Below are 20023 nucleotides of genomic sequence, written 5' to 3'. Positions count from 1 at the left end.
CCCGTTTGTGAATAGCGCAAGGTCGTCCTTACGATCCGTAAGTATAACGGCACCGCCGCGATTGTGCCGGGGCGGCGCGCGCCGCGATGCTCAGGCGACGCCGACGAGCCGATAGCCCACGCCCGTCTCCGTGACGATGTGCTCGGGCTGCGCCGGATCACGCTCGAGCTTGCCGCGTAGATGCGCCATGTAGATGCGCAGATAGTGATGACTCTCCACGTGCGACGGCCCCCACACGTCGCGCAGCAGTTGCCGGTGCGTAAGCACGCGGCCGGCATGGCGCACCAGCGTCGCGAGGAGCCGGTATTCGATTGGCGTCAGATGAACCGCCGCGCCTTCGCGCGTGACCTGCCGCAACGCGAGATCGACACTGACCGCGCCGAAGCGCACCTGCGGCATTTCGTTCGCGCCACCCTGATTGCGCCGCCGCAGATGCGCGCGAATCCGCGCGAGCAGTTCCGACACGCCGAACGGCTTCGTCAGGTAATCGTCGGCGCCGGCATCTAGCGCCGCTACCTTTTCGCTTTCCTGGGTGCGCGCCGACAGCACGATCACCGGTAATTCGCTCCAGCCGCGCAATTCGCGGATCACGTCGAGCCCGTCGGTGTCGGGCAGGCCAAGATCGACGATCACGAGGTCGGGCTTGCGCGTTGCGGCCTCCACGAGACCCTGCTTGCCGGTCTCGGCGTCGTGCACGACGATGCCCTCGCCTTCCAGCGCCGCGCGCACGAAACGGCGGATCTGCTTTTCGTCTTCGATAAGAACGACGGTGATGCTCGGGTCACTCATGGGCTGGCTTGGCAAGCGCGTTTGAAAGCGTGTTGGAAAGCGGATCTGAAAGCGTGTTTGAAGCAGGGACGCCGGAGGTTTCGTCATCCAGCGCATCGGGCGCTTCGGACATGTCGGGCGGCGTTTCCACCGGCAGCGTAAACCAGAAACGCGCGCCTTCGACGCGGTTGTCGGCCTGCCCTGCGGATCCCGCAGCCCCTGCCGACATGCGATTGAGCGCGCCGATGCTGCCGCCATGCGCTTCCACGATCGCGCGGCAGATCGCGAGGCCGAGACCGATGCCGGGCTTCGCCGACTCCTTCTCGCCGCGCGTGAACTTCTCGAACACGCGCGTTTCCATGCCGGCGGGCAGACCCGGCCCATTATCGTCGATTGTGACGCGCGCGAACGACTTGCCGTCCGCCTCCAAACGTTGCGCGCCGATCGTCAGGAGTGTCCCCTGTGCAGTGTATTTCGCCGCGTTCTCGAAGAGGTTCGCGAAGAGCCGCTCCATCAGCACGGCGTCGAGATGCAGCAACGGCAAATCCTGAGCGAGATCGACCTTGACGGGATGCCCGCTGAGCACACGCTTGCATGCGCGCAGCGCGGCGCCCACGGTTTCCTCGAGCAGCGTCCACTGCCTGTTCAGTTGCAGGCTGCCGGCCTGCAGGCGCGCCATGTCGAGCAGATTCGTCACGATGGCGGTCATGCGGAGCGCTTCTTCATGGATCGCGCCCACCAGTTCATCGTCGCGCTGCGCGTCGCCGCCATGCTCGCGCGTTTGTGCAAGCATCGACGAAAAGCCGACGATCGTCGTAAGCGGCGTGCGCAGATCGTGCGAGATCGCGGACAGCAGCGAGTTGCGCAATCGTTCGGATTCCATATTGACGAGCGCATCACGCGCGATGTCCACGTAATGCACGCGTTCCAGCGCCAGTGCGATCTGCGCGGCGAATGCGTCGAGCATGCGTTGCTGCTCGGGCACGTTCAGCTCCTGTTCGTCGCGCGCAACCACGGCGAGCACGCCGCGCGTGCGCATCGGCGCCTTGAGCGGCAGATACAGCGCGGCGGCCGCCGGCAGCGTGTCGGTGCCATGCCCGGCCGGCTTCTGATGATCGTAGACCCACTGGCCGACATCGGTATCGAGCAATTCGCCTTCGAGCGTGATCGCCGCATCGGGGTCCTCGATTTTCTGCTTCACCCGGTCGGCGCTGTCCGGCAACAGGACAGCAACACGTGCGCCGAACACCTCGCTCACGTGGCGGCTGCCTATGCCAACGATCTGCTCGCTGGTCAAAGCCGCCGCGAGTTCGCGCGCCATCGCATACATCGCGCCGGTGCGCTGCTCGCGGCGCCGCGCGACGCGCGCCTCGCGCCGCAGGCTCGACGTCAGATGGCTGATGACGAGCGAGGTCAGCAACATGCCGAAGAACGTCAGCAGATACTGCGTATCCGACACCGACAATGACAAACGCGGCGGCACGAAGAAAAAGTCGAACGCGGCGACGCTCATGAACGACAGCAGCACGCCCGGCCCACGCCCCAACCTCACCGCCGCGAAGATCACGCCGAGCAGATACAGCATGACGAGGTTCGTCAGGTCGATGCGATCGATCAGTTGGCTCGCCACCGCGGTAATGCCCGCGCAGATGGCAAGCGCCAGTCCGTATGCGCGCGGCGGCGAGCGGCGCTCGCGGGCGGCGCTCAACGCGTCGCGCCACGCATTCGCGGTGGTATTGAGCAGGCGGCGCTGCTCGCCATTGCCGCTTTCGGCCGATGTGCGAATCAGTGTGATGTCGGCATGACTTCCCTGCTCAGCGAGGCGCTCGCCAAGCGGCCGGCGCAGCCAGCGCATGAAACCCGTGCGCGTCGATGCGCCCGCCACCAGCTTCGACACATTGCGAGCCTGCGCGTAACCGGTCAGTGCGAGAGCCGCGTCGGCGCCGGCGAGCGTCGCCGTTTCAGCGCCCAGCTCGGCGGCGAGCTTCAGCGCGTTGAGCGTGCGTTCGCGGCGCGCGTCGGGCAAACGCTGCAAGGCGGGCGTTTCCACATACACGGCGATCCAGTCGGCTTTCAGACTGGCGGCTAGACGCGCCGCCGCGCGCACCAGCATCGGCGCTTCGGGACCGGGACCGACGCACACCAGCAGGCGTTCGCGCGCCCGCCAGATTCGTTCGATTGACCGGTCAGCGCGATACTCGCGCATTTGCGCGTCCACACGGTCCGCGGTACGGCGCAAGGCGAGCTCGCGCAGCGCGATCAGATTGCCCTTGCGAAAGAAATTGCGCACCGCGCGCTCGGCCTGCTGCGGCATGTACACCTTGCCGTCGCGCATGCGGTCGAGCAGTTCCTCCGCGGGCAGATCGACGAGCGTGACTTCGTCGGCGCGATCGAACACGCGGTCGGGCACTGTCTCCCACACGCGGATGCCGGTGATCTGTCCTACCACGTCGTTCAGGCTTTCGAGGTGCTGAACATTGACCGTCGTATAGACGTCGATTCCGGCATCGAGCAGTTCATAGACGTCCTGCCAGCGCTTCAGATGCCGCGCGCCTTGCACGTTGGAATGCGCGAGTTCGTCGACGAGAATCAGTTGCGGCTTGCGGGCGAGCGCCGCATCGAGATCGAACTCCGCCAGCTTGCGGCCGCGATATTCGATGTGCGCAAGCGGCAGCACGTCCAGGCCCTCGAGCAGCGCAGCGGTTTCGCTGCGCCCATGCGTTTCCGCGACGCCCACCGCCACCTCGACACCTTCGTCGTGACGGCGGCGCGCCGCCTGCAACATCGCATACGTCTTGCCGACGCCCGCCGACGCGCCGAAAAAAATCTTCAGTTTGCCCCGCTGACGTTTTTCTTCGTCACGCTGCAGTTTGTCCAGGAGTTCGTCAGGATCGGGGCGGTTCATGCCTGGGTGGATTCATCATCGCGAGCGGCGGTGTACGCATGGTGGCACGACGGCGGTTCGGCCGCAAATCGCCCATGACAAGTTCACGCTCAACCACGCTTCATCTCGTCGAGTGCGAGGTTCAGTTCCAGCACGTTTACACGCGGCTCGCCCAGAACGCCGAACTGACGGCCAGTCGTGTAGCGGTCAACCAGCGCTTGCACCTCGTTCGCCGGAAGCCCGCGCGCCTTTGCGACCCGCGCGATCTGGTAAGCGGCAGCGGCCGGGGTGATCTCAGGATCGAGACCGCTCCCCGACGACGTCACGAGGTCGACCGGCACCGGCTTGGACATATCGGTGCCCGCGGCTTTCAATGCGTCGATGCGGCCTTTCATTTCATCGAGCAGCGCGGGATTGGTCGGCCCCAGGTTCGAGCCGCCGGAAGCCTGCGGGTTGTACGGCATTGGAGCGGTTGCCGAAAGACGTCCCCAGAAATACTGGGGCGCGTCGAACTGCTGGCCGATCAGTTTTGAGCCGACCACCTTGCCGTCCTGCTCGATCAGGCTGCCATTGGCCTCTTGCCGAAACACCGTCTGGCCGACCGCGGTCATCACCGCCGGATAAGCCAGACCGGTCACGGCGCTCAGCACCGCGAAAATCACGATCAACGGACGCAACAGATTCTTCATGATGATTTATTCCTCGTAAGTCGCGGTGTCTCAAACCCAGCCGAACGCGGCCAGCACCATATCGATCAACTTGATGCCGATGAACGGCACCACGATTCCGCCCAGGCCGTACACCAGCAGATTGCGCCGCAGCAGGATCGCCGCGCCGAGCGCGCGATAGCGCACACCTTTGAGCGCGAGCGGGATCAGCAGCACGATGATCAGCGCGTTAAAGATCACCGCCGACATGATCGCGGAGGCGGGCGTGGCCAGATGCATCACGTTCAGCGCGTTGAGCGCCGGATAGGTGGTGGCGAACGCGGCCGGAATGATCGCGAAGTACTTGGCAACGTCGTTCGCAATCGAGAACGTGGTGAGCGAGCCGCGCGTCATCAACATCTGCTTGCCGATTTCGACGATCTCGATGAGCTTGGTGGGATTCGAATCGAGGTCGACCATGTTGCCCGCTTCTTTCGCGGCCTGCGTGCCGGTGTTCATCGCCACCGCGACGTCGGCCTGCGCGAGCGCGGGAGCGTCGTTGGTGCCGTCGCCGGTCATGGCCACGAGACGGCCCTCGGCCTGGTGCGCGCGGATTGTGGCGAGCTTCGCTTCGGGTGTGGCTTCGGCGAGGAAGTCGTCGACACCCGCTTCCGCAGCGATCGCCGCCGCGGTCAAGCGGTTGTCGCCCGTCACCATCACCGTCTTGATGCCCATTTTGCGCAGCTCGGCGAAGCGCTCCTTGATGCCGCCCTTCACGACGTCCTTCAGCTCGATCACGCCGAGCACGCGCGCGCCCATCGCGCCATTTCCGGCGACCTTTTCGGCAACCACGAGCGGTGTGCTGCCGCGCCGCGCGACCTCGGCCACGGCATTGCTGACTTCAACCGGAAAGCGGCCGCCGTTTGCTTCGACGTAGTGCTTCACGGCGTCAGCCGCGCCCTTGCGGATTTCGCGGTTGGGCAGATCGACGCCGCTCATCCGCGTTTGCGCGGTGAACGCGAGAAACACCGCGTGCAGCGAAGCCATATCGCGTTGGCGAATATTGAAGCGCTGCTTCGCGAGCACGACGATGCTGCGGCCTTCGGGCGTTTCGTCGGCGAGCGATGAAAGCTGGGCCGCGTCCGCGAGCGCTTCTTCGGCAAGACCGGGCGCCGGAATGAACTGCGACGCCTGGCGATTGCCGAGCGTGATCGTGCCGGTCTTGTCGAGCAGCAGCACGTCGACGTCGCCCGCCGCCTCCACCGCACGGCCGGATGTTGCAATGACGTTCGCCTGCATCATGCGGCTCATGCCGGCCACGCCGATTGCCGACAACAATCCGCCGATGGTGGTCGGAATCAGGCATACGAGCAATGCGACCAATGCGGTGATCGTCACCACGTTTCCTGCTTTCGCCGCTTCGACGGAGAACATCGAAAACGGCAGCAGTGTTGCAGTGGCCAGCAGCATGACGATAGTCAACGCGACGAGCAGAATGGTTAGTGCGATCTCGTTCGGTGTCTTCTGGCGCTTTGCGCCTTCGACCATCGCGATCATGCGGTCGAGAAACGCTTCGCCGGGATTCGCCGTGACGCGCACGACGATCCAGTCGGACAGCACGCGCGTTCCGCCCGTCACCGACGAAAAGTCGCCGCCCGACTCGCGAATCACCGGCGCGGATTCGCCGGTAATCGCCGATTCGTCGACGGACGCAACGCCGTCGACTACTTCACCGTCGGCCGGTATCACGTCACCGGTTTCGACCAGCACCACGTCGCCCTTGCGCAAGTCCGAAGCCGTGAGAATGCGGATCGGCGACTTCGGATGCGGCTCGTTGAGCTTCTTCGCCATCACGTCTTTCTTCGCGCTGCGCAGTGACGCCGCCTGTGCTTTGGAGCGGCCTTCCGCGAGCGCTTCCGCGAAGTTCGCGAACAGCACCGTGAACCACAGCCACAGCGTGACGGCGAGGATGAAACCTGCGGGCGCCTCCGCCTGGCCGCCGAGCGCCGCTATCCACAAAACCGTCGTCAGAATACTGCCGACGTACACGCAAAACATCACCGGATTGCGGAACTGCGTGCGTGGCGTGAGCTTCTTGAAGGAGTCCACGATCGCCGGGCGCACGAGCGCCGGATCGAACATGGACCGCGTTGCATTATGTTCAGTCATTGAATCCTCGAAATTCGCTTTGCTTGCTGATGCGCGCCGATACGTGCACTGCCACCCTGTGCGCTAGTGCGCGTATCGACTCTTGAGTGCGCACAGAGCCCCGTCAATGAGCGCCCATCATCATCAGATGTTCGACGCCTGGGCCGAGCGCAAGCGCAGGCACATAAGTGAGCGCGCCGACCAGCAACACCGTGCCGAGCAGCAGCACGACGAAGAGCGGTCCGTGCGTCGGCAACGTTCCACCCGTCACGCCGATACGCTTTTTGCCCGCGAGCGAACCCGCTATCGCGAGCACGGGAACGATGGTGCCGAAGCGGCCGAACCACATTGCGATCGCGGTAAGCCAGTTGTAGAACGGCGTGCTTACGGTGAGCCCTGCGAACGCACTGCCGTTGTTGTTGGCAGCTGAGCTGAACGCATAGAGAATTTCGGAAAAGCCGTGCGCGCCCGGATTGAGGATCCCCGCCTTGCCCGCGGCGCTCAGCACCGCGATGGACGCTCCCACGAGCACGAGCAGCGGCGTGAGAAGCACGACGATGGACACCATCTTCATCTCGTACGCTTCGATCTTCTTGCCGACGTATTCGGGCGTGCGGCCGATCATCAGACCCGCCACGAACACCGCGAGCAGCGCGAATACGAGCATGCCGTACATGCCCGAACCGACACCGCCGAAGATCACTTCGCCGAGTTGCATGAGCAGCATCGGATAGAGGCCGCCGATCGGCGTCAGCGAATCATGCGTATTCGCGACCGCGCCGCACGAAGCCGCCGTCGTCGCGACCGTGAAGATGCCCGACTGGGCAATGCCGAAGCGCGTTTCCTTGCCTTCCGCGTTGCCGCCCGATTGCATGGCGTTCGCCGACTGATCGACGTGCAACGCGGCGAACGCCGGATTGCCGCTTTGCTCCGCATGGATCTCGCCGAACACGCAGACGCCGAACGCAATCGTCATCGCGGCGAGCACCGCGACGCCCTGCTTGCGATCCGCGATCATGCGGCCGAACACCAGCGCGAGCGCGGCCGGAATGATCAGGATGGAAAAGATCTGAACGAAGTTCGCGAACGGCGTCGGGTTCTCATACGGATGCGCCGAGTTGCCGTTGAAAAAGCCGCCGCCGTTGGTGCCGAGCATCTTGATCGCTTCCTGCGATGCGACCGGGCCCATTGCAATGGTCTGCGTCTTAACCGGCGTGTCGACGGTGACCGGATTGCCCTTCGCATCCTTCAACGGATTGCCTTGCGCGTCGAGCTTCGGGGCGGCGTAGCTCGTGGTCTGCAAGGTCGGCACTTCCTGATAGGCCTTGAAGTTCTGGATCACGCCCTGGCTCATCAGCACCGCCGCGACGATGACCGACATCGGCAGCAATATGTACAGTGTGACCCGCGTAAGGTCGACCCAGAAGTTGCCGATGGTCTGCGCGGTATGGCGCGCGAAGCCGCGAATCAGCGCGATGACCACGACGATCCCGGTGGCCGCCGAGAAAAAGTTCTGCACGGTGAAGCCGAGCATCTGCGTGAGATAACCCACCGTCTGTTCAGGCGTGTAGTCCTGCCAGTTCGTGTTGGTCACGAAGCTGACTGCCGTGTTGAATGCGCCGTCGACAGTCATGGCGCCCAATTGTTGCGGATTGCCGGGCAGCCAGCCTTGCACGCGCAATAGCAGATAAAGAAAGACGACACCCAGTGTGTTGAACGCAATCGTGGCGATCGCGTAGTGCTTCCAGTTCATTTCCGTCGATGGATCGACGCCGGCGATGCGGTACAAAAGGCGCTCGATCGGTCCACCGATGCGAAGCACGCGCGAAGTGCCGTCCATCACGCCGCCGAGATAGCGCGATAGGGGCACCGCGGCGACCAGCAATACGACAATGAAAAGCCCGGCCTGCAGGACGTTGTTAGAGTTCATTCAATGTCCTCCGCGCGCAACAGCGCGTAAACCAGGTACGCGAACAGGAGCGCGGTAGCCGCGCCGGACATCCACAAGATCCAGTTCATGAGCGCGCTCCCTGACCGCGCCGGGACAGCAGCAGCTTCTCGCAGCCGGCAATCATTGCAAAGGTCAGCGCGGAAAAAAGCGCAATGGCGCCGACATACACCACATCCATTTTTGTTCTCCAATTACGGATTCCGGATAGGTGCAACGATAGGCGCAGGCGCGTAAAGACCTGATCAAAGCTCGGGCAGGCCGCGTAAAGATCGCGTAAACAGAGGAGATAAAGGAAAGGGCCGCTCCATCGCGAGATGGAGCGGCCCTTCGGTCGGCAATAAAAGCGTGAGAAGACTACGGCAGCAGAATCGTCGACCCCGTGGTCCTACGGGCCTCCAGGTCCGCATGCGCCTGTGCGACGTCGGCAAGCGCGTAGCGCTGATTGATGCTCGTCTTCACCTTGCCGGAGACCAGCACGTCGAAGAGATCGGCGGCCATCGCCTCATAATCGCTGCGTTTGCCCATATACGTAAACAACGTGGGGCGCGTGAAGAACAGCGAGCCGCGTCCGGCGAATTCCGACGAGTCGATGGGCGGCAGCGGCCCCGACGCATTGCCGAAGCTCACGAACATGCCAAGCGGCGCGAGGCAATCCAGCGAGCCGGCAAACGTGTCCTTGCCGATGGAGTCGTACACCACCGGCACGCCCGCGCCGTTGGTGATCTCGCGCACGCGCTTCGTGAAGTTCTCGCGCGTGTAGACGATGGCGTGATCGCAGCCGTGCGCCCTGGCAATTTCCGCTTTCTCGTCCGAGCCGACTGTGCCGATCACCGTCGCGCCGAGCGCCTTCGCCCACTGGCACACCAGCAGGCCGACGCCGCCCGCCGCGGCCTGAATCAGGATGGTGTCGCCGGCTTTCACCGGATACGTGCGGCGCAGCAGATATTGCGCGGTGAGCCCTTGCAGCATCACCGAGGCGGCCTGCTCGTTGCTGATCGCGTCCGGCAGCTTGATGACCTGCGCGGCCGGCAGCACGCGCTCCTGCGCATACGCGCCCGGCGGCCGCGCGACGTAAGCGACGCGGTCGCCCGCTTTCAGATCGCTCACGCCCGCGCCGACCGCCGTCACTTCACCCGCGGCTTCCATGCCGAGGCCGCCCGGCAAAGGCAGTGGATACAGGCCCGTGCGGAAGTACACGTCGATATAGTTGAGCCCGACCGCCGTCTGACGGATGCGGATTTCGCCCGCTGCGGGCTCACCCACCTCGACGTCGACCCATTTCATCACTTCTGGGCCGCCTGTTTTATCGAATCGGATTGCTTTGACCATTCACGTCTCCTTGATGGCGAATGCGGGCTGATTGTCTTGCCAATGTACCCGGCCCATGCGGCGTCAGACCTGTTGCGTGAGACGCAGCGTGAGCACGTCGAGAACCATGCGTGCCGTCGAAATGTTGGTCGCGCACGGAATGTTGTGCACGTCGCACGCGCGCACCAGCGCATTGATGTCCGGCTCGTGCGGTTGCGGTGTCATCGGATCGCGCAGAAAGATCACCATGTCCACGCGGCCTTCTGCGAGTTGCGCGCCGATCTGCAGGTCGCCACCATGCGGACCCGACAGCATGCGCTCCACCTGCAGGCCATGCGCGTCGCTGATGCGCCCGCCCGTCGTGCCGGTCGCGATGATGTCGCAGCGCCGCAGCGTGTCGACGTATTCGCCGGCGAGGCGGACGATGTCGTCCTTCTTGTGATCGTGCGCGATCAGCGCAATGCGGGTAGTCATGACGTAAGACTCCTCAAACCGTTGTGATTGTCGTTGTTGTAATGCTGCTTGAACTACTGCGCTGGGTGCTGGGACGACGCACGAAGGCGCACTAGAAAGTGCCGGGATACGCGCCGCCGTCGATCAACCAGTTCTGGCCTGTGATGTAGCCCGCATGCAGGCTGCACAAGAAGGCACAGGCGCGGCCGAATTCGTCGGGCGTGCCAAAACGGCCTGCGGGAATTGACTTCATGCGCCGTTGGCGCGCTTCGTCGACGGAAATGCCATGCGACTTCGCCGTGGCCGCCATGGTCACGGCGATCCGGTCCGTGTCGAACATGCCCGGCAGCAGATTGTTGATCGTGACGCCGGTGGGCGCCACCTTGCGCGCGAGGCCCGCGACAAAGCCAGTCAGTCCCGAACGCGCGCCGTTGGAGAGGCCGAGCACGTCGATAGGCGCCTTCACCGCCGAACTGGTGATGTTGACGATGCGCCCGTAGCCGCGTGCGCTCATCGAGTCGATGGTCGCGCGGATCAGTTCAATCGGCGTGAGCATGTTGCTTTCGAGCGCGCGAATCCAGTCGTCGTGCGTGAAGTTGCGGAAGTCGCCCGGCGGCGGTCCGCCCGCGTTGTTGACGAGGATGTCCGGCTGCGGACACATCGCCAGCGCCGCGGCACGGCCTTCCGGCGTGGTGATGTCGCACGCGACCGTCTTCACTTCCACGCCGCTTTGGCGGCGAATGTGGTCGGCCGTCGCCTCGAGCGTCCCGGCAGTGCGCGCGACGATCGTCACGTTGACGCCTTCGGCCGCGAGCGCTTCGGCGCAGCCGCGCCCCAAACCTTTGCTGGCTGCGCAGACGAGCGCCGTGCGCCCCGCGATTCCCATATCCATGTATGCGTTCTCCTCGTTGGCCTCGTGCCGATGATTGTCAGTTACAGCCGATTCTAAAAGAATCGGTGCCGGGCTGCGCCGGGTGGCTGCAATCTCCGGTATCTTCGGGTGGCACTCTTTCGGTAAACTTGCGGCGTGGCGCGTTTGCCCGGTCGTTGCAAGGTCGTTTGGCCGGCCGGCGGCGCGCCGAACCGATTTCCGGACCGACATGGATCGGCCGGATCGACCTTTCACCCGCCGCTTGTGCCCCCGCCATGACTCAGGACAGCCGTTTCCCCAATCTCTTCATCCTCGATCACCCGCTGATCCAGCACAAGCTGTCGCACATGCGCGACCGGGACACGTCCACGCGCACGTTCCGCGAACTGCTGCGCGAGATCACGCTGCTGATGGGCTACGAAATCACCCGCAATCTGCCGATGACCACGCGCCGCCTGAACACGCCGCTCGTCGAAATCGACGCGCCCGTGATCGCAGGCAAGAAGCTCGCCATCGTGCCGGTGCTGCGCGCGGGTATCGGCATGTCGGACGGCTTGCTGGAGCTGGTGCCGTCGGCGCGCGTGGGCCACATCGGCGTCTATCGCGCCGAGGACCACCGGCCGGTGGAATATCTGGTGCGCCTGCCGGACCTGGAAGACCGCGTGTTCATTCTTTGCGACCCGATGGTCGCAACCGGCTATTCCGCCGTGCATGCGGTCGACGTGCTCAAGCGCCGCAACGTGGCCGCCGGGAACATTCTTTTCCTCGCGCTGGTTGCCGCGCCCGAGGGCGTGCAGGTGTTCCAGGACGCGCATCCGGACGTGAAGCTCTACGTCGCGTCGCTCGACTCGCATCTGAACGAGCACGCGTACATCGTGCCGGGTCTTGGCGACGCGGGCGACCGCCTGTTCGGCACGAAGAACTAAGGGTTGTCGGAAAACAGCCGTGCGGTGTGTGGATTCACGTCGGAAAACAGCCGTGCGGTGTGTGGATTCACGCCCCAAAAGCACACTTTCCGCACACTTTTCGTGCAGTTTCAAGCCACGCCGGCCACTGCCGCAGCCCCGCGGCGTGATAAAATTCGAATCCGCCCGAACCACGGCCTCGCGCGCAACGCGAGGCGCGGCGGGCATTCCGGTGCGCCTCGCGAGCTGACCGGGAAAGCTGCAAAAGCCCGCGCGGCGTGTGCCGCGTGACGAGCAGCCGGCCCCCGCTTATTGGTCATGCTTATTGGCCATGCTTATCGGCCATGGCTTGTCAGGCAGACGCAAAAACAGGCGCGGCCGCCAGCCGAACGCGGCGCAAAGCGGTCAGACAGAACCACCGGCAAGAATTTGACATCGAGGCGCGCCTTTTACGAGCGCCCGGAAAATCGCAACGACAATTGCACAATGCGTGCGCCCCGCTGGCGCGCGCGACGGAGAAAGGTATGGCGGGTCATTCGAAATGGGCCAACATCAAGCATAAGAAGGCAGCGGCCGATGCCAAGCGCGGCAAGGTCTGGACGCGGCTCATCAAGGAAATCCAGGTCGCGGCGCGCATGGGCGGCGGCGACATCGACTCGAATCCGCGTCTGCGGCTCGCCGTCGAAAAGGCGTACGACGCCAACATGCCCAAAGACAACGTCAACCGTGCGATCCAGCGCGGCGTGGGCGGTGTGGACGGCGCGAACTACGAGGAAATCCGCTACGAAGGCTACGGCATCGGCGGTGCGGCGGTGATCGTCGACACCATGACCGACAACCGTACGCGCACGGTGGCGGAAGTGCGCCACGCGTTCTCGAAGAACGGCGGCAATATGGGCACGGACGGCTCGGTGTCGTTCATGTTCGATCACGTCGGCCAATTCCTGTTCGCGCCGGGCACGCCCGAAGACAAGCTGATGGAAGCCGCGCTCGAAGCCGGCGCCGACGACGTGGTCACGAACGAAGATGGCAGCATTGAAGTGCTGTGTCCGCCGAACGATTTCCCGAAGGTCAAGGCCGCGCTGGAAGCAGCAGGCTTCAAGGCCGAAGTGGCCGAGGTCACGATGAAACCTCAGACGGAAGTCGAGTTCACCGGTGACGACGCCGTAAAAATGCAGAAGCTGCTCGACGCGCTGGAAAATCTGGACGACGTGCAGGAAGTCTATACAAACGCCGCGATCGCCGACGAATGAAGCACTGCTTGCCGGCGCGCGCGGCGCTTGTGCCGCGCATGCCGCCGGCTCGCTTCAACGTTGCTGCTGAACGGGCGTAGCCGAGCCGGCGCGTCGGCGCCGGCGCCTGTGCGCTGCCTTCATCCGGTCCCGCCGTGCGCTGCGCCCGCCTCACCCGGCGGCCGGCATGGCGGACTCACAGTTATTGCACGGCTCGCCGCCGCATAGGGCGGCCGCCGTTTTTGGTTTCTAAGTTTCGGGGATTCACATGAAGTTACTCGTCGTCGGTTCCGGCGGTCGCGAACATGCGCTCGCATGGAAGCTCGCGCAGTCGCCGCGGGTCCAGCTCGTCTACGTGGCTCCTGGCAACGGCGGCACCGCCCAGGACGAGCGCCTGCGCAACGTCGACATCACCGAGCCGGCCGCGCTCGCCGATTTCGTCGAGAAAGAACAGATTGCCTTCACGCTGGTCGGGCCGGAAGCGCCGCTCGCAGCGGGCATCGTCAATCTGTTCCGCTCGCGCGGGCTGAAGATTTTCGGGCCGACCAGGGAAGCGGCGCAGCTCGAAAGCTCGAAAGACTTCGCGAAGGCGTTCATGAAGCGTCACGCGATCCCGACGGCCGAGTATGAAACCTTCGCCGACGTCGCCGCCGCGCACGCGTATCTGAACGCCAAGGGCGCGCCGATCGTCATCAAGGCCGACGGCCTCGCTGCCGGCAAGGGCGTCGTGGTTGCGCAAACGCTGGAAGAAGCGCACGCCGCCGTGGACATGATGCTCTCGGACAACAAACTCGGCGACGCGGGCGCGCGCGTGGTGATCGAGGAGTTTCTGGCCGGCGAGGAAGCGAGCTTCATCGTGATGGTGGACGGCAAGCATGTGCTGCCGCTCGCGTCGAGCCAGGACCACAAGCGTCTGCTCGACGGCGATCAGGGCCCGAACACCGGCGGCATGGGCGCGTATTCGCCCGCGCCGATCGTCACGCCGCAACTGCACGCGCGCGTGATGCGCGAGATCATCCTGCCGACGGTGCGCGGCATGGAAAAGGAAGGCATCCGCTACACCGGCTTCCTGTACGCCGGCCTGATGATCGACGCGCAAGGCAACCCGAAGACGCTCGAGTTCAACTGCCGTATGGGCGACCCGGAAACGCAGCCGATCATGGCGCGTCTGAAGGGCGACTACTCGAAGGTGGTCGAGCAGGCCATCGCCGGCACGCTCGACACGGTGGAACTGGAGTGGGACCGCCGCACCGCGCTCGGCGTGGTGCTCGCCGCGTACAACTACCCGGATACGCCGCGCAAGGGCGACCGCATCAACGACATTCCCGCGGAAACCGTGGATTCGGTCACCTTCCACGCGGGCACCACGCTCAAGGACGGCAAGCTGGTCACCTCGGGCGGGCGCGTGCTGTGCGTGGTGGGTCTGGCCGACTCGGTGCGCAGCGCGCAGTCGGTCGCGTACGAAACGATCAACCAGATCTCATTCGACGGCATGCAGTACCGGCGCGACATCGGCTACCGCGCGCTGACCCGCAAGCACGACGCCAGAGCGGAAGGGAAGCACTGAGACGCCGGCCGCCGCGCCCGGGCGTGGCGTCAACGGCGCTACACTGCGGGTGCGCGGCGGCGCTTCACGACGAACCTGCGGCACCCGTGCCGCCTTCTGCACCTGCATTGATGACCGATTCGAGCTACGACGCACAGGCCGTGCGCACCTGGCTGCAAGGCCTGCAAACCCATATCGCGGACACGCTGGGCGCTTTCGACGGCAAGCCGTTCGCCACCGACGCATGGCAGCGCACGCCCGGCGAAAAGCTGCGCGGCGGCGGCTGCACCCGCATTCTGGAGGGCGGCAACTTCTTCGAGCGCGCGGGCATCGGTTTTTCGGATGTGGCCGGCGACGCGCTGCCGGGCTCCGCGAGCGCGGCGCGTCCGCAACTGGCCGGGCGCGGCTTCGAAGCGATGGGCGTGTCGCTCGTGCTGCATCCGCACAATCCGCACTGCCCGACCGTGCATATGAACGTGCGCCTGCTGATCGCGACCAAGCCGGGCGAAGAACCCGTGTTCTGGTTCGGCGGCGGCATGGATCTGACGCCCTACTACGGTTACGAAGAAGACGCGCAACACTTTCACCGCACCTGCCGCGACGCGCTCGAACCTTATGGCGCCGACCTCTACCCGAGTTTCAAGCGCTGGTGCGACGAGTACTTCTTCCTCAAGCACAGGAACGAGCCGCGCGGCATCGGCGGGATTTTTTTCGACGATTACTCGGCGCCGGGCTTCGATCAATCGTTCGCGATGCTGAAAAGCGTGGGCGAGGGATTCCTCAAGGCGTATCTGCCGATCATCGAAAAGCGCCGCAACATTCCGTACGGCCAGGCCGAGCGCGATTTCCAGGCTTACCGGCGCGGACGTTACGTCGAGTTCAATCTGGTCTTCGACCGTGGCACACTGTTTGGGCTGCAGAGCGGCGGACGCACCGAATCGATTCTGATGTCGATGCCGCCTGTGGTGAACTGGCGCTACAACTGGCAGCCCGAACCGGGCACGCCTGAGGCGCGCCTTTACAGCGATTTTCTCGTGCCGCGCGAGTGGGTGTGAGCGCTCCGGACACCCGGACCCGCGCACTGCCTCATACGTGGCTACGACAAAGGATCTTCACCTGAAGCCTAACGCTCATCCCGTTGCATTGCCTCGCCGGATCGGTTTGCTCGGCGGCACCTTCGACCCCATCCACGACGGCCATCTCGCGCTCGCGCGGCGTTTCGCCGACGTGCTGCGACTGACCGAGCTGGTGCTGCTGCCGGCCGGCCAGCCCTGGCAGAAAGCGGACGTGTCGCCCGCTGTGCATCGGCTGGCGATGACGCGCGCCGCGGCAAGCGAACTGAAGGTGCCTGGCGTCACGGTACGCGTCGCAACCGACGAAATCGAGCACGAAGGCCCGACCTACACGGTCGACACGCTGCAACGCTGGCGCGAACGGGAAGGCAGCGACGTATCGATTGCCTTGCTGATCGGCGCCGATCAACTCGTGCATCTCGACACATGGCGCGACTGGCGGCGCCTGTTCGACCTCGCGCACATCTGCGCGGCCACGCGGCCCGGTTTCGATCTCGCGTCGATTCCGCCCGCGGTCGCGAAAGAAATCGACGCGCGCCGCGCCAGCGCCGAAGTTCTGCAAGCCACACCTTGCGGCCATTTGCTGATCGACACGACGCTTGCGTTCAATGTCTCGGCCACCGACATTCGCGCGCATCTGCGCGAGCAGGTGAGCCAGCGGCTTGCTCATGTGGGCGGCGAACAGCACGGCGAGGCCGCAAGCCATGTCCCCACCGCGGTGTGGGACTACATCCTTCAACATCATCTGTACCACCGGTAACCCTATGGATATTCGCAAACTGCAACGCGTGATCGTCGACGCTCTCGAAGACGTCAAGGCGCAAGACATCAGGGTGTTCAACACCAGCCATCTGACCGCGCTGTTCGATCGCGTGATCGTCGCGAGCGGCACCTCGAACCGGCAAACCAAGGCGCTCGCCTCGAGCGTGCGCGAAGGCGTGAAAGAAGCCGGCGGCGAAATCGTCAGCACCGAGGGCGAGGACATCGGCGAATGGGTGCTGGTGGATTGCGGCGACGCGATCGTCCACATCCTGCAACCGGCGCTGCGCCAGTACTACAACCTCGAGGAAATCTGGGGCGAAAAGCCGGTGCGCATCAAGCTGTCCACGCCTGACCCGTTCGGCGGCGCGCGTTCGAGCGAGCCCGACGAAGAAGACGAGGACGAGGAAGCGCCGGCCGTGAAGAAGCCCGCGCGCAAGACCGCCGCGCGCCGCAAGTAAGCGGCTGATCGGCCGCGGTACGAGTCCGCGGCCAGAGCTTCAGAGCCTTCATGAAACTGCACATTCTCGCCGTCGGCCACAAGATGCCGGACTGGATCGCCACCGGCTTCGACGAATACGCGAAACGCATGCCGGCTGAACTGCGCATCGAACTGCGCGAGATCAAACCGGAGCAGCGTTCGTCCGGGCGGCCGGCCGAGAGTGTGATGGCCGCCGAGCGCGTGAAGATCGAAGCCGCATTGCCGAAAAACGCGCGCATTATCGCGCTCGACGAACGCGGCAAGGACTGGACCACGATGCAGCTTGCGGGCGCCCTGCCCGGCTGGCAACAGGACGGACGCGACATCGCGTTTCTGATCGGCGGCGCGGACGGACTGGACCCCGAACTGAAGGCGCGCGCGGACATGCTGCTGCGCGTCTCCAGCCTCACGTTGCCGCACGCGATGGTGCGCGTGCTGCTCGCCGAACAGCTTTACCGCGCGTGGACCATCACGCAGAATCATCCTTATCATCGCGCGTGAGCGGGAGGGGTCGGGCTGCCCGAGGCGCTGGAGGCGTTTTGCGTCCCGGTGTCTGCTGGCGTGGTGGCCTTCATTGCCCAGTTGCCGCAAGGGTTCACGGCGCTCGCGAACGGCAGGCGTGGCGAAGCGCTCACCTGCTTGTCCACGCGTTTCAGCCGCGCGCATCATCGTGCAGTGCGGCGAGTGCCTGGGCGGGCTTGCGGTTCGGCTAGCACGTGGATACGGTGGATCGCTGACCGACACTCGCCACGCTCGGCTTGCGCAATCGTCACCACCCTCATCGCACGCTCACATAATCCGTTTGTTCGAGACTCTCCATGCCAACGTCCGCCGCTTCGCTGCATCCGTTCGTCTATCTTGCTTCGCAGAGTCCGCGCCGTCAGGAGTTGTTGCAGCAGATCGGCGTGCGCTTTGAACTGCTGCTGCCCCGCCCCGATGAAGACGCCGAAGCGCTCGAAGCCGAGCTGCCCGGCGAGCGGGCGCGCGACTATGTAGAGCGCGTCTGCGTGGCCAAAGCGCGTGCCGCGCATGCGCGCCTCGTAGCCGGCGGTCATGTCGCGCGGCCCATTCTCGTTGCGGACACAACGGTCACGATCGACGACGCGATCCTCGGCAAACCTCTCGACGCCGACGACGCCGCGGCGATGCTCACACGTCTCGCGGGCCGCGCTCACGAAGTGCTGACCGCCGTCGCCGTGGTGGATGCACAGGGCGAGTTGCTGCCTGCCGCGCTGTCCGTGTCCAAGGTGCGCGTTGCTGCGTTGCACGCAGACGCGATTCGCCGCTACGTGAAGAGCGGCGAGCCGCTCGGCAAGGCGGGCGCATACGGTGTGCAGGGACGCGCCGCGGAGTTTATCGAGCATATCGACGGGTCCTATTCAGGTATCATGGGTTTGCCGCTTTTTGAAACCGCTGCCCTTCTGCGTGCAGCGCGCATCGACTTCTAGAACAACACCATGAATGAAGAAATCCTGATCAATGTCACGCCGCAGGAAACGCGCGTCGCGCTCGTCCAGCAAGGCGCCGTCCAGGAACTTCACGTCGAACGAACGCTGTCGCGCGGCCGCGTCGGCAACGTCTATCTCGGCAAGGTGGTGCGCGTGTTGCCGGGCATGCAATCGGCGTTTATCGACATCGGTCTGGAGCGCGCCGCGTTTTTGCATGTAGCCGACATCTGGCATCCGCGGATTGCCGGTGAGCCACAACATCAGACCCCGCATCAGCCAATAGAGAAGATCGTTTTCGAAGGGCAGACGCTGATGGTTCAGGTGGTCAAGGACCCGATCGGCACCAAAGGCGCACGGCTTTCCACGCAAGTGAGCATTGCCGGGCGCACGCTCGTGTATCTGCCGCAGGAGCCGCATATCGGCATTTCGCAGAAGATCGAGAGCGAGGCCGAGCGCGAAGCGGTGCGCGCGCGCCTGACCGCCGTGCTGCCCGCCGACGAGAAAGGCGGCTATATAGTGCGCACCATTGCTGAAGACGCGACGAGTGAAGAGCTTGCCGCCGACGTCGCGTATCTGCGCAAGACGTGGGCGACGATCCTGTCGCAAGGTCAGCGCATGCCGCCTACCAGTTTGCTCTATCAGGACCTGAACCTTGCGCAGCGTGTGCTGCGCGATTTCGTCAACGACGAGACGTCGCGCATCCAGGTGGATTCGCGCGAAACGTATCAGATGCTGGCCGATTTCGCGGCCGAGTTCACGCCAGCGGTATCCGCGAAACTGCATCACTACACGGGCGAACGGCCGCTCTTCGACCTGTACAACATCGAGGCCGAAATTCAGCGCGCACTATCGCGCCGCGTGGATCTGAAGTCGGGCGGTTATCTGGTGATCGACCAGACTGAAGCGATGACCACCATCGACGTGAATACCGGTGGCTATGTCGGCGCGCGCAATTTCGACGACACGATCTTCAAGACCAATCTCGAGGCGGCACATACCATTGCGCGTCAATTGCGGCTGCGCAATCTTGGCGGCGTGATCATCATCGACTTTATCGATATGGAAAACGTCGAGCATCGCGATCAGGTGCTGGGCGAACTCAAGCGAGCGTTGTCGCGCGACCGGACGCGTGTGACCGTCAATGGTTTCTCGCAGCTCGGGCTCGTTGAGATGACGCGCAAGCGCACGCGCGAATCGCTCGCGCATGTGCTGTGCGAGCCCTGCCCGGTCTGCCAGGGCAAGGGCCAGGTCAAGACCCCGCGTACCGTTTGCTATGACGTGCTGCGCGAGATTCTGCGCGAGTCGCGGCAGTTCAATCCGCGCGAATTTCGCGTGGTGGCGTCGCAGCAGGTGATCGATCTGTTCCTCGAGGAAGAGTCGCAGCATCTGGCAATGTTGATCGACTTTATTGGCAAGCCGGTTTCGCTGCAGGTGGAGTCGAATCTGAGTCAGGAGCAGTACGATATTGTGCTGATGTAGGAGCGGCGCTTCGAGGTAGCGCGCGCACTGAGTGGCTCCCTCACTCCATACCAACGAAAAAGGCCTTATG

19 protein-coding genes are annotated in these 20023 nt (G+C 64.2%); 9 read left to right on the top strand and 10 right to left on the bottom strand.

The window, feature by feature from the left end:
* Positions 1 to 90: 90 nt before the first annotated feature.
* The 10 genes from kdpE to A3AC_RS0126145 form a co-directional block, all read right to left on the bottom strand.
* Entirely contained in the window at positions 91 to 789 is a 699-nt protein-coding gene (gene kdpE, locus A3AC_RS0126190) for a two-component system response regulator KdpE (protein WP_025602394.1), read from the bottom strand.
* On the bottom strand, positions 782 to 3673 hold the full coding sequence (locus A3AC_RS0126185) for a sensor histidine kinase (RefSeq protein ID WP_025602393.1): 2892 nt from the start codon (positions 3671 to 3673) through the stop codon (positions 782 to 784). Before A3AC_RS0126185 ends, kdpE begins: the two co-directional genes overlap by 8 nt.
* Before the next feature lie 89 nt (positions 3674 to 3762).
* Positions 3763 to 4341 (bottom strand): potassium-transporting ATPase subunit KdpC, encoded by a 579-nt coding sequence (gene kdpC, locus A3AC_RS0126180; protein WP_025602392.1) that lies wholly within the window; start codon positions 4339 to 4341, stop codon positions 3763 to 3765.
* 30 nt (positions 4342 to 4371) lie between these two features.
* The gene (kdpB, locus tag A3AC_RS0126175; RefSeq protein WP_025602391.1) at positions 4372 to 6468 is read right to left on the bottom strand and encodes a potassium-transporting ATPase subunit KdpB; all 2097 of its coding nucleotides are present in this window, start codon (positions 6466 to 6468) and stop codon (positions 4372 to 4374) included.
* A gap of 103 nt (positions 6469 to 6571) precedes the next feature.
* Positions 6572 to 8377 carry a potassium-transporting ATPase subunit KdpA gene (gene kdpA, locus A3AC_RS0126170; protein WP_025602390.1) on the bottom strand — a complete coding sequence of 602 codons (1806 nt, stop codon included), beginning with the start codon at positions 8375 to 8377 and terminating at the stop codon, positions 6572 to 6574.
* On the bottom strand, positions 8374 to 8466 hold the full coding sequence (gene kdpF, locus A3AC_RS0126165; RefSeq protein WP_025602389.1) for a K(+)-transporting ATPase subunit F: 93 nt from the start codon (positions 8464 to 8466) through the stop codon (positions 8374 to 8376). Before kdpF ends, kdpA begins: the two co-directional genes overlap by 4 nt.
* Positions 8463 to 8576: a hypothetical protein gene (locus tag A3AC_RS31120; protein ID WP_025602388.1), complete on the bottom strand. Its 114-nt coding sequence runs from the start codon at positions 8574 to 8576 to the stop codon at positions 8463 to 8465. The genes kdpF and A3AC_RS31120 overlap by 4 nt, the downstream gene beginning before the upstream one ends.
* Positions 8577 to 8752: 176 nt before the next feature.
* Positions 8753 to 9727 carry a quinone oxidoreductase family protein gene (locus tag A3AC_RS0126155; protein ID WP_025602387.1) on the bottom strand — a complete coding sequence of 325 codons (975 nt, stop codon included), beginning with the start codon at positions 9725 to 9727 and terminating at the stop codon, positions 8753 to 8755.
* A gap of 63 nt (positions 9728 to 9790) precedes the next feature.
* On the bottom strand, positions 9791 to 10180 hold the full coding sequence (locus A3AC_RS0126150; protein WP_025602386.1) for a methylglyoxal synthase: 390 nt from the start codon (positions 10178 to 10180) through the stop codon (positions 9791 to 9793).
* A gap of 91 nt (positions 10181 to 10271) precedes the next feature.
* Entirely contained in the window at positions 10272 to 11051 is a 780-nt protein-coding gene (locus A3AC_RS0126145; RefSeq protein ID WP_025602385.1) for an SDR family oxidoreductase, read from the bottom strand.
* Positions 11052 to 11305: 254 nt separating this feature from the next.
* Between A3AC_RS0126145 and upp the strand changes: the two genes are divergently transcribed.
* The 9 genes from upp to rng all read left to right on the top strand — a co-directional run bounded on the left by upp (position 11306) and on the right by rng (position 19953).
* Complete coding sequence (gene upp, locus A3AC_RS0126140; protein WP_025602384.1) at positions 11306 to 11956, top strand: uracil phosphoribosyltransferase; 651 nt, start codon at positions 11306 to 11308, stop codon at positions 11954 to 11956.
* 503 nt (positions 11957 to 12459) lie between these two features.
* The gene (locus A3AC_RS0126135; protein WP_013339911.1) at positions 12460 to 13188 is read left to right on the top strand and encodes a YebC/PmpR family DNA-binding transcriptional regulator; all 729 of its coding nucleotides are present in this window, start codon (positions 12460 to 12462) and stop codon (positions 13186 to 13188) included.
* A gap of 247 nt (positions 13189 to 13435) precedes the next feature.
* On the top strand, positions 13436 to 14734 hold the full coding sequence (gene purD, locus A3AC_RS0126130) for a phosphoribosylamine--glycine ligase (RefSeq protein WP_025602383.1): 1299 nt from the start codon (positions 13436 to 13438) through the stop codon (positions 14732 to 14734).
* A gap of 110 nt (positions 14735 to 14844) precedes the next feature.
* Positions 14845 to 15768 carry an oxygen-dependent coproporphyrinogen oxidase gene (gene hemF / locus A3AC_RS0126125; RefSeq protein ID WP_025602382.1) on the top strand — a complete coding sequence of 308 codons (924 nt, stop codon included), beginning with the start codon at positions 14845 to 14847 and terminating at the stop codon, positions 15766 to 15768.
* Positions 15769 to 15805: 37 nt separating this feature from the next.
* Entirely contained in the window at positions 15806 to 16546 is a 741-nt protein-coding gene (locus A3AC_RS0126120; protein WP_084515584.1) for a nicotinate-nucleotide adenylyltransferase, read from the top strand.
* A gap of 4 nt (positions 16547 to 16550) precedes the next feature.
* Positions 16551 to 17006, top strand: a complete 456-nt coding sequence (gene rsfS, locus A3AC_RS0126115; RefSeq protein WP_025602380.1) for a ribosome silencing factor — start codon at positions 16551 to 16553, stop codon at positions 17004 to 17006.
* Positions 17007 to 17056: 50 nt separating this feature from the next.
* Positions 17057 to 17527, top strand: a complete 471-nt coding sequence (gene rlmH / locus A3AC_RS0126110; protein WP_025602379.1) for a 23S rRNA (pseudouridine(1915)-N(3))-methyltransferase RlmH — start codon at positions 17057 to 17059, stop codon at positions 17525 to 17527.
* A 317-nt stretch (positions 17528 to 17844) separates the two neighbouring features.
* A complete protein-coding gene (locus A3AC_RS0126105) occupies positions 17845 to 18474 on the top strand; it encodes a Maf family protein (RefSeq protein WP_025602378.1) in 630 nt (209 codons plus the stop codon).
* A gap of 9 nt (positions 18475 to 18483) precedes the next feature.
* Positions 18484 to 19953, top strand: coding sequence for a ribonuclease G (rng, locus tag A3AC_RS0126100; protein ID WP_025602377.1), 1470 nt, complete (start codon positions 18484 to 18486; stop codon positions 19951 to 19953).
* The last annotated feature ends 70 nt before the right edge of the window (positions 19954 to 20023 follow it).

The organism is Burkholderia sp. WSM2230 (assembly GCF_000472445.1).
Lineage (GTDB): Bacteria > Pseudomonadota > Gammaproteobacteria > Burkholderiales > Burkholderiaceae > Paraburkholderia.
The sequence above is the reverse complement of the archived record's forward strand: the minus strand, read 5'-3'. Positions and strand labels throughout refer to the sequence as shown.